This is a genomic window from Flavobacterium sp. AG291, from assembly GCF_003350375.1.
GTDB classification, from domain to species: domain Bacteria; phylum Bacteroidota; class Bacteroidia; order Flavobacteriales; family Flavobacteriaceae; genus Flavobacterium; species Flavobacterium suzhouense.
On sequence record NZ_QQAR01000011.1, the window covers coordinates 132,246 to 146,010 of the forward strand.

Here is a 13,765-nt window from a genome sequence, read left to right on the forward strand (position 1 = left end):
GCGATTACACCAAAACTTAACACCTGTCACCTATCATTATAGACTCAGGCTATTAATAAAAACACAAATAACTAGCTTAAGCAGCTGCTTTGTAATAAATTACACCTTAAATAGAATTTACATGAAGCTGCTCCGTAAAATTGTAATCATACTCCTATCATTCCTCCTGCTCATAGTCATCGCCGGATTTGGCCTTAGCTGGTATGTTTCCGAAAAGCTGCCATCAATACTTAGGGGAGAGAAAGATTTTCCGTACAACGTAAGTTATGCTAATCTTGACATCGACCTGTTAAGCGGGAGTTTCACGATTCAAAATGCCTACCTCGCTCCTAAAGACAGTCTCAATCAGGGAATACAAACAGGCGCATTTGGAAAAATTGAACGTATAGAAGTCAATAACTTTAGCTTATTGGCACTGCTACGCAAAAACCAGATTGCAGTAAGTGAAGTCATCATCATAAAGCCGGATGTAACCTTATTTTTCCGTAAAGAAAAATATGACCCTCAAAAAGATTTTGTAAAGCCATTTGAAAACACCATCAGCACCGGAAAACTCATCATAAAAAATGGCGAGTTTAAAATGCTCGACTCTTTACAGAAGCCTTCTGTAAAAGTTGCTAATATCAGTTTCGAACTTACCAATATAAAGGTAGACAGCACTACTCTTAAAAAAGACATTCCTGTTCGCTATAGGGATTACACCCTTAAATGCGACAGCCTGTTTTTTGACATGGGAAAACATTACACGATAACCGCCAACAAACTTTCTACAACAGACAGCAAGCTAAGCCTGGAAAATTTTAGGATGACACCCAAACAATCGAGAGAGCAGTTTACACGGATGCAGCCTAAAGAGCTCGATCAGTTTAACCTGAGTGCTAAAAAAATCAGCATCCCCAATCTTGACTGGGGCTACTTCCGCGACACTTTATATGTTCATACACCAAAAATTACGCTGGATGGCATATATGCCAACATCTACCGAAGCAAGGAACCGGCAGACGATTACACCCGCAAAAAATTGTATAGCGAAATGCTTCGTTCTTTAAAGTTTGATCTTGATGTAAAGCAGTTCGACATAAAAAACACAATTATAGAATATGAAGAGCAACTCACTTTCAGTAAACCTGCCGCAAAGGTTTCGTTCTCTAAGTTTGATGCTAAAATTAAAAACATCTATAGCCTGACAGGACACAAAAACCAGAAAAAACTACCTGCAACAGTATTAGACGTAAAATGCCTGTTCATGAAATCTTCACCACTTAGGGTTACATGGTCTTTCAACATTCCGGATAAAAGCGATGCCTTTACTATTATGGGGCATTTACAAAACATAGATGCCCAAAAAACAGACGCCATCACTATGCCTCTCATGAATGCAAGAACTGACGGCCACATCAAAGAGGTAAAATTCAACTTTAATGGTAACCTGCGACACGGCAGCGGCCCATTTGCTATAAACTACGACGATCTAAAAGTAGACATCCTTAAAAAAGATGGTAAAAAGGAAAACAAGCTTGTTAGCACCATTGCCAACACCATCGTAAAAAATGATTCTGACGATAAATTAAAAGAAACCCATGTAGAGGTTGACCGGATTCAGCATAAATCGGTATTCAATTTTCTGTGGCGTTTTACCGAACAAGGGTTAAAACAAAGTGTACTACCTAAAACGGTGGTAAATATTGCCAATAACAAAAAAGAGAAGAAAGACGAAAAGGAAAAAGCGAAGACGAAAGGAAAGAAATAGTTTCCAGTATTCAGTCACAGTAAGCAGACACACCCCTAGCCCCTCTCAACAGGGGGCTAGGGGTGTGTAGTTTCATTTATTACTTCAGGAACTCCAGCGTTTCCGTTAAAAAATCCTTTGGATTTTCTGCATGAAGCCAGTGTCCTGAATTATGTATTGTTTTTATTTCCGCCTGTGGGAAATGTGATTTTATAAGATCAAAATCTTCATCCTTTACATAGTTGGATTTGTCGCCACGCAGGAAAAGTGTTGGCTCATGAAATACTGCCCCCTCGGGAAGTGCTTCTCCTATGTTCTCAATAACTTTATTAAAGGCATCGAGATTAAAACGAAAGCCCAGCTTTTTACCTGGCTCAACCCAATACACACTTTTTAGCAAGAACTGGCGCGTTCCCCAGTCCGGAAGATAAGGCTCCATAGCAGCCTCAACTGCAGCCCTGTCAGTATGTACTGAGAAATCAACAGCATTAAGTGCCGCCATTACATCCTGATGATGTGGCTTATAATATTTAGGACCTATATCGGCAACCACCAGCATATCTACCAGTTGCGGATACTGCACCGCAAAGAACATCGCTACCTTACCCCCCATAGAGTGCCCTATAATATCAACCTTTCCTAAACTGTAATGATTAATATATTCAATCAGATCCTGCACCATTACAGCATAGGTAAACTCATCCGAATGAAAACTCTTACCGTGGTTACGCATATCTATAGCATGCGTTTGGAAACCTGCAACAACATATTGCCCTGCCAGCGTTTTCCAGTTATCGCTCATACCCAGATAGCCATGAATGATCAATAGCGGCTTACCTTCACCTTGTATAACAGAATGTAAAAGCATATTATTTCAGTCGTTGAAGGTACATATTCACTACATTCTCAAGTCCCAGATACAATGACTCTGATATAAGGGCGTGCCCTATTGACACCTCAAGAAGTCCGGGAATATTCTCTTTAAAGAATTTGACATTATCAAGACTCAGATCGTGTCCGGCATTAATCCCAAGGTTCAGTTTGTTGGCAAGTTCCGCGGCAGCCACATAAGGCTTAATGCCGTTTTCATTACCCAAACCATAATCATGAGCAAAAGCTTCGGTGTACAACTCAATCCTGTCGGTTCCCGTCAGTGCAGCACCTTCAATCATAGACAACACCGGATCTACAAAAATTGATGTACGTATACCGTTACGTTTGAACTCGGCAATAACATCAACCAGAAAATCTTTGTGCTTTACGGTATCCCAACCCGCATTGGACGTGATAGCATCATCAGCGTCCGGAACCAGCGTAACCTGTGTAGGTTTGGTTTCTAAAACAAGATCAATAAACTTAGGAACCGGGTTACCCTCTATATTATATTCAGTATATACCACCGGAACAAGATCGCGGGCATCCTGATAACGGATATGTCTTTCATCCGGTCTTGGGTGAATGGTTACACCTTCTGCACCGAACTTCTGAACATCGGCAGCTACTTTTAAAAGATTAGGAACATCGCCCCCTCTTGAGTTACGAAGAGTGGCTATTTTATTTATGTTTACGCTTAATTTTGCCATATATTTGTATAGTGTGCATTTTCACACAAAAATACAAAGTTAAAAAGGCATAGTCTCTTTATTTTTGATTATTTTGCATAATATATTCCCATTTGCCCCATGACAGACATTACAGATTTTATCAATAAAGACATCAAGGCTTTAAGGACTACAGACAGTATTGCTGATGCACAGGATTTGTTTGCCGATTATCCTTTTTCTCACTTTCCGGTACTGGAAGACGGCATATATATAGGTGCCGCCAGAGCAGAAGATATTGAGCTGGTGGATATTGACAAAACACTGGCCGACGTACGTTTTAGCTTTGACCGCTTTTTTGTAAGGGATACGGCATTATGGCTTGACGTGCTTGAGGTTTTTGCAAAAAATGAAACAAACCTCCTTCCGGTTCTTAATAAAGACAACAAATACCTCGGCTATTACGAAATTACCGATATCATTACCTTTTTTCACGACACTCCTTTCCTTAAAGAAAACGGAGGTATAATCGTTGTTGAAAAAGGCATCAACGATTATAGCATGAGCCAGGCGGCACAGATAGTAGAAAGCAATAACGGCAGACTACTTGGGCTTTTTATATCTGAAGCCAATATGGAAAAAGTTCAGATTACCCTAAAAATAAGCCTTGGAGGTATGAGTGACATACTACAAACCTTCAGACGTTATAATTATGAAATCATTACAGAGCATCAGGAAGACGCTTACCTGAACACTCTGAAAGAGCGCTCAGATTACCTTGACAAATACCTGAACATCTAAAACCTGCCTATGAAGATTGCTGTATACGGACAGTACTATAAAGATAACACCGAAGACATCATTCATAAAATGATTGCTGTTTTCGAAAGGTATAATCCCGAGGTAACTTTTGAATCCAAATTTTACAATGTACTGAATGAGCACAACCTGCTCAACAAGTCTTTCGATACATACACCACCCATGAAGAGCTGGATAGCGGCTACAACCTGCTTATATGTATAGGTGGTGATGGTACCATGCTTCGCGCAGCGACCTATGTGCGCAATAAAGGAATTCCTATTTTAGGTATCAATGCAGGGCGTCTTGGATTTTTAGCTACCGTACAGCAGGAAAACATAGAGACTTTACTGCCTCTTATTTTTGAACACAAATACAAAGTATCGCCACGCTCGCTCCTTACCCTGGATTACGATGGAAAGACTGAAGAGCTGGACGAATTGGACTATGCACTTAACGAAGTAACCGTAAGCCGCAAGGACACCACTTCGATGATAACCATAGAAACAAGGCTTAACGGAGACTATCTGAATGCTTACTGGGCAGACGGCCTTATAATATCTACCCCTACCGGATCTACGGGTTATTCCTTAAGTTGCGGCGGACCAATATTAATGCCTGAGGTAAACAGTTTTGTAATAACCCCTATCGCACCACACAATCTAAATGCACGTCCTCTGGTAATACAGGACGACACAGAAATAGAACTCATCGTTAGCAGTAGGGAAAACCAACATCTTATCTCTTTGGACTCCCGAATAATAACCGTTGAAACCGAAACCGTACTACGCCTTAAAAAAGCACCTTTTAAAATCAATCTTGTTGAATTCCCACAGGAAAAATTCCTGGTTACTTTACGCAAAAAACTGCTTTGGGGAGAAGACAAAAGAAATTAAAAATGCACAATTTTATTCCGTTTACATACTACACTGCATCTTCTTCCGTTTTCAAGACTGTATTTAATGCTAATTATGCAATTATAGATGTAAAAAGTCTATTGTTACAATAATTAGAAATCTATATTGTTATATTTGCAGCCAATTTCGAAAGAATGAAAAGGATCATTTTTATTTTAGTATTAATCGTAACGTCGCTAAACAGCCGTGCCCAGATCAATGAACTGGGTGTATTTGTGGGTGGTGCAAACTATATTGGCGATGTAGGACCTACTAATTACATAGCTCCTAACGAGCCTGCATTTGGCATTATATACAAATGGAACAGGAGTCCGCGTCACTCGTGGAGGGCTTCATTTACGTATGCCGACATTAAGTCTAAAGACATCGATTCTGACGAGACATCGAGACAACAAAGAGGCTACGAATTTAAAAACACAATAAAAGAATTATCTTTAGGCCTTGAATTCAATTTTTTTGACTTCAACCTTCACGAGCCTGACTTTAAAATCACACCTTATACTTATATAGGTGCAAGCTATTTTTGGGCAGATGAACTTTATATAAGCGGAGGCGAAACCCATGGTGGTAACGCTAAGGGCAATTTTGCAATACCAATGACGGTAGGTATAAAAAGCAACCTGTTCGAAAACTTTGTCCTTGGATTTGAAGTTGGTGCACGCTACAGTTTTACCGACAACATAGACGGAAGCAACAACCCTGACTATAAACCGTATGCGTTTGGTAACCTGAACAACAATGACTGGTATGTATTTACCGGATTTACCTTAACGTATACCTTTGGTGAACAGCCTTGCTATTGTGCTCAATAATATGGATATAACAACTACTATAAATACCGACAATCTTCCCAAACATCTTGCGATAATCATGGATGGCAATGGCCGTTGGGCTAAAAAGCAGGGATTGTTGCGCGCTATAGGACACGAAAATGGCACAAAAGCCGTTAAGCAGGTTGTAGAATCCTGTGCAAAACTTGGCATCGAAAACCTTACGCTGTATGCCTTCTCTACCGAGAACTGGAACAGGCCCAAACTTGAGGTAGATGCCCTTATGAATATTCTGGTAAATTCCCTAAAAAAAGAACTACCTACCCTTATAAAAAACAACATAAGGCTTAATACCATAGGAAATACCGACCTTTTGCCATCTAAAGCACGTAAGCAGCTGCTTGATGTTATAGAACAGACAAAAGGAAACAGCAGAATGATACTTACACTCGCCCTGAGCTACGGCTCAAGGGAAGAGCTTATCTCTGCCTTCAAAAAAATAACCGAGAAAATAAACACAAATCAGCTAACTGTTGCTGATATAAACGAAAACACCATAAATGAGCATTTATATACTCATGACCTTCCTGATGTTGACCTTGTGATCAGAACAAGTGGTGAACACAGGATAAGCAACTTCCTGCTTTGGCAGATTGCTTATGCAGAGTTATACTTTACAGATATTTTATGGCCCGATTTCAGGGAAAAAGACCTACATGAAGCAATCATCAGTTACCAACAAAGAGAACGTAGATTTGGAAAGACCAGTGAACAAGTTAAATAAAAAATCAATGCTTCAGAGAGGCATCAAATTACTTTTTAGCATCTTAGTATTAGCCGCAGGAAATAAAGCTGCTGCTCAGGATGGTCCCCGCCTTGAAACAGGCAGGCAATATATTCTTGCCGATGTTCTCGTTACAGGTAAAATAAGCTATAATGAGCAAACCGTAGTTACTTTTACCGGTCTTGAAAAAGGACAGGCAATAAATGTACCCGGTGAAGAAATAAGTACAGCTATTAAAAAACTATGGAAGCTTGGTCTTTTCAGCGATATTGAATTTTATGAGGTAAAAACTCAAAATGATAGTATCTGGCTGGAACTGAATATTAACGAATTACCCAAACTTAGCGAAGCCAGGATTCAGGGCGTTAAAAAAGGTAAACGTGAAGGTCTTATAAAAGACACTCAGCTTACAAAAGGTAAAATTGTAAATGAAAACCTCCTGACAACCACCAAAAATTATATTGAAAACAAATATAAAAAGGATGGTTACTACAATACTAAAGTTGCTATTAATGTAATACCGGACAGTACCAATACGGTAAAAATGGTAGTAAACGTTGACAGAGGCAGCAAAGTAAAAGTAAAATCTATCGCTTTTTCAGGGAACACCAAGCTTAGCAATGCCAAGCTGAAACAAGCCATGAAAAACACTAAAGTTAAGGCATTTCCTAACCCACTGCGTATATTCAAGTCGTCAAAATTCGTTTCAGACAAGTACAAGGAAGACCTTAATAGCATTGTAGACAAATACAAAGAAAAAGGATATCGTGATGCAAGGATAACCGAAGACACAGTAGTATATGATGCTAAGAAAAACCTTGTTTCAATAAAAATTAACCTTGAAGAGGGTAACAAATATTATTTTGGTGATATAAAATACCTTGGTAACACGGTTTATACCAACCAGCAATTAAACCAGATTCTTGGCATTAAAAAAGGTGAAGTATACAATGGTATATTACTTCAGAAAAGAATTGCCGACCCATCTAAACCGGATGGTATGGATCTTACAAACCTTTACCAGAACAATGGTTACCTGTTCTCTAACATCAATGCTGTAGAGGTTAAAACAGCCAATGATACTATTGACTTTGAGATAAGGATTGTTGAAGGTCCTATTGCCTACTTCAACAACGTAACCGTAGTAGGTAATGACAAGACTAATGACCACGTAATTTACCGAGAGCTGAGAACAAGACCGGGAATGCGTTGGAACAAAGAAGAGGTTATCGGTACAATCAGAGAACTTGGAGCACTTGGTTTCTTTGACCCTGAAACCATCAGACCTGATGTAAAAAACCCGGATCCGGCAACAGGAACTGTAGATATCGAATGGAACGTTACTGAAAAAGGATCTAGTCAGATTGAGCTTCAGGGTGGTTATGGTGGCGGTGGCTTCATCGGTACACTTGGTCTATCATTCAATAACTTCTCAGCAAGAAATATGTTCAAGAAAGAAGCCTATAAACCAATACCTATGGGAGATGGCCAAAAGCTTTCTTTACGCCTGCAGGGAAGTACCTACTTCCAGACATACAGCTTATCATTTACTGAACCATGGTTTGGAGGTAAAAAACCAATACAACTTTTCACTACCTTATCGCACAGTAAACAATATTTGTATAACTTTAACACCCGCGATGTAGACAGGAATAAGAGTTTTACAATATCTTCGATATCGCTTGGACTTGCCAAAAGGCTTAGTGAACCGGATTATTACATGAGATTATCTCACGCATTGACATTCCAGTACTATGACCTTAGCAACTATAATACAGGATTATTTACCTTTGGTAACGGACAGTCAAGAAACATTAACTATACAGTAGAATTAAGCAGGGACAACAGAGGATACAACATCATCTACCCTTCAACAGGTTCTTATTTTAGTGTAAGTGCAAAGTTAACGCCTCCATATTCAATGTTTAACGGCATTGACTATGCAAACCTTGGTAATAAGGAAGAGTATAAACTTAAAAACACCGGAGCTCCTTATGAAGGTTCAGATGGTATTGGTATCGGTACAGGAGATTACATCCGTCAGGAAACCGTTAACGGAACAACAAGACAGTATCGTGCAAACACATGGCAGGAAGCTTCTGCTGACCAGGGTAAAGTAGACCAGCAGCGTTTTAACTGGCTTGAATACTATAAAGTTAAGTTCAAAGCTGATACATATACAAGGCTTGCAGGTACTAAATCGCACGAACTTGTATTACGCTCGCTTGCCGAATTCGGATTTATGGGAGCTTACAACCAGGCGAGAGGACTTGTACCTTTTGAAAGGTTCTACCTTGGTGGTGACGGTCTAGCCAACTATGCACTCGACGGAAGGGAAGTTATACAGTTAAGAGGTTACCCTAACCAGTCGCTTGCTCCAATAGATGCAAGCGGAAACCAGATTGGAGGTACAATTTATAATAAGTTCTCGATGGAACTTCGTTACCCTATCACACTTAAACAACAGGCATCAATTTATGTGCTTTCGTTTGCAGAAGCAGGTAGGTCATTCAACTCGTTCAGAAACTACAACCCGTTTGCACTTAAACGTTCTGCGGGAGCAGGTCTTAGGGTATTTATGCCTGCATTTGGTTTACTTGGTATTGACTTCGGTTACGGATTTGACCCGGTTGAAGGCGGAACCCAAACAAATGGATGGGAAACACACTTCATCATCGGACAACAGTTTTAAAAAATTGGCATGATATTTTCTAATACGTAATAGGTTATGAAAAAATGTTTTTTTACAGTACTTTTTGCTTTAGCAGCCTTAACGGTAAATGCTCAGGGAGCACGTGGTATTAAGATTGCATATCTTGATATGAATTATATCCTTGATAAGGTACCTGACTATGCTGAAGCTAAAAATCAACTTGAGCAAAAAGCCTCTAAATGGAGACAGGAACTTGAAGTAAAGCGAAATGATATAGCCAAGCTTAAAGAAAGCCTTGCTCAGGAAAAAGCATTGCTTACTAAGGAACTTATAGAAGAAAGAGAAGAAGAAATTGCTTTTCAGGAAAAAGAACTTCTGGACTATCAGGAGAAGAAATTTGGTCCTACAGGCGACCTGATGTCACAAAAAGCAGTACTTGTAAAACCTATACAGGATCAGGTATTTACTATAGCACAAGATCTTGCGGAAATAAGAAAATATGATTTTGTTTTTGACAAGTCCTCTGACCTTACAATGATTGTAGCAGCTAAAAAACACGACATCAGCGATCTTATTATCAAAAGGATGTCACGCGCTGCTAAACAGGAAAAACTGAGCAGCAAGGAACTTAAAGAGTTTGAAAAACAAGAAGCTAAAGAAGAGCTTGAATCAAACCCTGACTTTGCCGAAAGACAAAAAGTTCTTGAAGACAGAAAGAACGCAAGAGATAAAAAACTTGAAGAGCGTAAAGCTTTACAGGAAGAAAAGAAAAGAGCTTATGAAGAAAAGCGTGAGCAGATGAAACGTGACAGAGAGGCTAAGTTGAATGGAACTGCACCGGCAACGAAATCGGCTGCTCCTGCTTCAACTGAAAGCAATCCTGCTTCTGGAAGCACCACTGCAAAAACAGGCGCACCTAAGTCAACGGCAAAAGAAAATAAAGCACCTGAAGCATCATCAACAGCGAAAACAGGAACTCCTAAAACAACTCCTGCCGATACTGATGAAAAACAGTCTACAACAAATGATTCAGACAATGCTACTCCGGAAAAGACAGCAGCTCAGCTTGCGAAAGAAGAACGCGACAGAAAACTGGAAGAGAGAAAGAAACTGATTGAAGAAAAAAGAAAAAAACAACAGGAAGACAGAGAGGCAGCCATAAAAGCGCGTGAAGAAAAAATTAACGCTCAAAAAGAAAAAACGTCTGCTCCTGCAACCGACATTCCGGAAGAAAAAGAAACTCCGGCGACACCTTCAAACTAATAACACAGAACAAAAACGAAAAATTAATAATAAATACCTTAAATGATGAAACAATTGAAATCTTTACTAATCGCTGCGTTACTTTTTGCAGGAGCAAGTCAAACTGTTTCAGCTCAGGCTAAAGTATCTCACATTAATGTACAAGAATTGATGACGAATATGCCGGAGATGAAAGCTGCTAATACACAGTTAGAGAAACTTGGCAAAACATATGATACTGAATATGAAACTATGGTTACTGAGTATCAGAACAAAATTAAAAAATATGACGCAGAAGCAAATACTGTAGGTGAAGCTGTAAACAAAACCCGTGAGGCTGAAGTACAGGATATGCGTGCAAGAATCCAGCAATATCAACAAACAGCTACTACTGAACTTCAGAAAAAACAAGAAGAGATTGTTAAGCCTATCCTGGAGAAAGCAAGAACTGCTATCCAAAAAGTAGCTAAAGCAAAAGGTTACCAATATGTACTTGACTCTTCTACAGGAAGCGGTGTGCTTTTAGCTGACGGTCCGGATCTTTTAGCAGATGTAAAAAAAGAACTTGGTTTCTAAGAAAACCATCATCGATACGCAGAACGGCTCATTTTATGGGCCGTTTTTTTTTATATTTGTTATATGGATAAAAGCACAGCCCCTATCGGATTATTTGACTCAGGAATTGGTGGAACATCAATATGGAAAGAAATACACAACCTACTCCCTAACGAAGACACTATATATCTTGCCGACAGCAAAAATGCACCATACGGACAAAAATCGAAAGAAGAAATTATTGAGCTTAGCTTTAAGAACACTGAATACCTTCTGGAGCAAAATTCAAAGATTATTGTTGTTGCCTGTAATACTGCTACAACAAACGCCATAAAAGAATTAAGAGCAAAGTATGATGTGCCTTTTATAGGCATTGAACCAGCAATAAAGCCGGCAGCCTTTAACACCAAAACGAAAACAATTGGCATCCTGGCAACAAAAGGAACGCTCTCCAGCGAACTTTTTTACAAAACCGTATCTAGCCTTGAAGGCATCAATGTAATTGAGCAGGTAGGCTATAACCTTGTAAAACTCATAGAAGAAGGCAAATTGGGCTCACCTGAAATAAAAGAACTTCTTGAAGAATATCTAAATCCCATGATTGAAGCCAATATAGACCATTTAGTCCTTGGTTGCAGCCACTACCCATACCTTGTACCTCAAATAAGAAAAATCCTTCCTGAGAGCGTTAAAATCATCGATTCAGGAGAAGCTGTAGCCAAACAGACAAAAGCAATCTTAGAGAAAAATAATCTTTTGAATACAAACAGCCATAAAAATAAAAATGCCTTTTATACAAACGCTGATACGACTGTATTAAAAAGCATCTTAAATAACGAATACGAGGTTTTAAATAAAGACTTTTAAAAACTATTTGTCTTTATCAAACCACGAAGAATACATAACATAATTATTAGATATTCTTTCTATTTCTCCTGCAAAGTCTGAAGCACTTATATCCTTAACTTTTTTAGCAGGAACACCTGCATAAATAGTACCCGATTCAACTACAGTATTCTGGGTTACCACCGCCCCAGCCGCAATAATGGAATTGCTCTCAACTACACAATTATCCATCACGATAGCACCCATACCAATCAGCACGTTATCTTTTAATGTACAGCCGTGAACAATTGCATTGTGACCTATAGAAACATTATTACCAATGTTAGTTGGATGCTTTTGATATGTTGCATGTATAACAGCACCATCCTGAATATTAACCTTGTTCCCTATCTTAATGTAATGAACATCTCCACGTATCACAGCATTAAACCAAACACTGCATTGTGCACCTAAAACCACATCACCTACTATTGTTGCATTTTCCGCAACAAAACAATCTTCAGGTATCTGTGGATATTTTCCGTTAACTTCTTTAATTACCATATGCTTTAAAAAAATTGTCCCGATAGAATCTATCGGGACTGAATTAACAATATATGTTTTGATTAATTAACTGCAGGACAGTTACAATCATATTTCTCTCTTTTACAGAACAGGTTAAGACCTAATGTGATTTGATGGAAACCGCTGTTATCAAATCTCACGTTACCGGTAAGGTAAGAATAAGTATAAGCAAACATAACGTTTTTATAATTGATACCTATTATCGGAGTAAAATATTGAAGGTTTTGATCTGAAGTACTACCTCCATCTACGTACTGCGCTCCTTCAAGACTTCTTCTGTATGATAACCCTCCCCAAAGTCTTCCGAAATCCATTTCTTTATAAAGCTTAAGGTTTATGTCAATAGTTTTCTCTTTAGTTTGATCTACCGCCTGGAACATAATTGATGGCTCCCACTGTAAAGACTCCTGGAATCCAAAAACATAACCTAAAGAGAAAAGGTATTTTCTTAAGTTATCACTTTCTATATCAGTATAAATATCCCTTTTACTTGCTATTACGTTCATAGCGGTAAAATGCGCATAAAAATCAAGATAGTGATACGACGCTCCTATATCAACATTGAAATATGAATCTTTTTGTTTCATCCCTCCGTCAACAATTGGATCAAACTCAGGGTCGAACTTAGTTTCATCAAGACGGCTGGCAATCAAACCTGCATTAATACCAAATGAAAGCTGATTCAAATCGTAATCACTTCTCGAAAAACGAATATGGTGCGCGTAAGTAAGTTTTGCCCCGGTTTGAGAATGATAACCATTCTTATCATTGAATGCAATAGCACCGATACCTGAAGAAGGACCAACACTACCATTAAAACTTAGGGTTTGTAATTGTGGAGCATCGTCCTGTCCAAACCATTGTTGGCGAGCAGTAAGCCTAACTTTAGCACAATTAGCTGCTCCGGCCATTGATGGGTGTATCAGATAGTAGTTATCAGACAAATAATCTGAATAAACTGCTATACCTTCCTGAGAAAAAGACAGCTGCGTTAATAACAATCCAAAAATTAAAGAAATCTTTTTAAAATTCATGTCGACCTTTTCGTTTAATGAGAATGCGCTTTTTTATTATACCATACAGGCAATTAATGTTCAATAATCCCATTTGGTTACAGTGCTTTGTAATTCTGCAACTCCTTTATTTTACAGTAATTTTCCATAGCGGTCAAATATATAAATTTTTGTCATAGGTTGGTAATATAATCCTAATATTATTATAAAAAATGCTGCCATTACTGACAGCATTTTTAAAATTTAACTTTATTTCATTATCTCTTCAGTGAGAAATGCGATTTAAATTCACGTATCACGGTTGTTGTTCCGTCATATTCCGGGTAGGTAACGGTAAACCAGTAGTCGGTTG

At 38.6% G+C, this 13,765-nt stretch carries 13 protein-coding genes; 9 read left to right on the forward strand and 4 right to left on the reverse strand.

Annotated features, from left to right (window positions below):
• Window positions 1–121: 121 nt before the first annotated feature.
• Window positions 122–1,750, forward strand: a complete 1,629-nt coding sequence (locus tag DEU42_RS12510) for a hypothetical protein (RefSeq protein ID WP_114758638.1) — start codon at window positions 122–124, stop codon at window positions 1,748–1,750.
• A gap of 79 nt (window positions 1,751–1,829) precedes the next feature.
• Here the strand turns inward: DEU42_RS12510 and DEU42_RS12515 are convergent, their stop codons facing one another.
• Window positions 1,830–2,597, reverse strand: a complete 768-nt coding sequence (locus tag DEU42_RS12515) for an alpha/beta fold hydrolase (protein ID WP_114758639.1) — start codon at window positions 2,595–2,597, stop codon at window positions 1,830–1,832.
• A 1-nt stretch (window position 2,598) separates the two neighbouring features.
• Window positions 2,599–3,312 (reverse strand): pyridoxine 5'-phosphate synthase, encoded by a 714-nt coding sequence (locus tag DEU42_RS12520; protein ID WP_114758640.1) that lies wholly within the window; start codon window positions 3,310–3,312, stop codon window positions 2,599–2,601.
• Between the two features lie 99 nt (window positions 3,313–3,411).
• On the opposite strand from DEU42_RS12520, the gene DEU42_RS12525 reads away from it, so the two are divergent.
• From DEU42_RS12525 to murI, 8 genes are all read left to right on the forward strand, one after another.
• The gene (locus DEU42_RS12525; RefSeq protein WP_114758641.1) at window positions 3,412–4,071 is read left to right on the forward strand and encodes a CBS domain-containing protein; all 660 of its coding nucleotides are present in this window, start codon (window positions 3,412–3,414) and stop codon (window positions 4,069–4,071) included.
• A gap of 9 nt (window positions 4,072–4,080) precedes the next feature.
• Window positions 4,081–4,965, forward strand: a complete 885-nt coding sequence (locus DEU42_RS12530) for an NAD kinase (protein WP_114758642.1) — start codon at window positions 4,081–4,083, stop codon at window positions 4,963–4,965.
• Between the two features lie 155 nt (window positions 4,966–5,120).
• Complete coding sequence (locus tag DEU42_RS12535; RefSeq protein WP_114758643.1) at window positions 5,121–5,798, forward strand: DUF6089 family protein; 678 nt, start codon at window positions 5,121–5,123, stop codon at window positions 5,796–5,798.
• A gap of 1 nt (window position 5,799) precedes the next feature.
• Window positions 5,800–6,540 (forward strand): isoprenyl transferase, encoded by a 741-nt coding sequence (locus tag DEU42_RS12540; protein ID WP_114758644.1) that lies wholly within the window; start codon window positions 5,800–5,802, stop codon window positions 6,538–6,540.
• On the forward strand, window positions 6,473–9,232 hold the full coding sequence (locus DEU42_RS12545; RefSeq protein WP_114758645.1) for an outer membrane protein assembly factor: 2,760 nt from the start codon (window positions 6,473–6,475) through the stop codon (window positions 9,230–9,232). The genes DEU42_RS12540 and DEU42_RS12545 overlap by 68 nt, the downstream gene beginning before the upstream one ends.
• Before the next feature lie 36 nt (window positions 9,233–9,268).
• Window positions 9,269–10,456, forward strand: a complete 1,188-nt coding sequence (locus DEU42_RS12550) for an OmpH family outer membrane protein (protein WP_114758646.1) — start codon at window positions 9,269–9,271, stop codon at window positions 10,454–10,456.
• Window positions 10,457–10,501: 45 nt separating this feature from the next.
• Entirely contained in the window at window positions 10,502–11,011 is a 510-nt protein-coding gene (locus tag DEU42_RS12555) for an OmpH family outer membrane protein (RefSeq protein WP_114758647.1), read from the forward strand.
• Between the two features lie 63 nt (window positions 11,012–11,074).
• On the forward strand, window positions 11,075–11,857 hold the full coding sequence (murI, locus tag DEU42_RS12560) for a glutamate racemase (protein ID WP_114758648.1): 783 nt from the start codon (window positions 11,075–11,077) through the stop codon (window positions 11,855–11,857).
• A gap of 3 nt (window positions 11,858–11,860) precedes the next feature.
• Here murI and DEU42_RS12565 read toward each other — a convergent pair whose 3' ends face one another.
• Together DEU42_RS12565 and DEU42_RS12570 are read right to left on the reverse strand one after the other, a co-directional pair.
• Window positions 11,861–12,379, reverse strand: a complete 519-nt coding sequence (locus DEU42_RS12565) for a gamma carbonic anhydrase family protein (protein ID WP_114758649.1) — start codon at window positions 12,377–12,379, stop codon at window positions 11,861–11,863.
• 62 nt (window positions 12,380–12,441) lie between these two features.
• Entirely contained in the window at window positions 12,442–13,434 is a 993-nt protein-coding gene (locus tag DEU42_RS12570) for a type IX secretion system membrane protein PorP/SprF (protein ID WP_114758650.1), read from the reverse strand.
• Window positions 13,435–13,765: the final 331 nt, after the last annotated feature.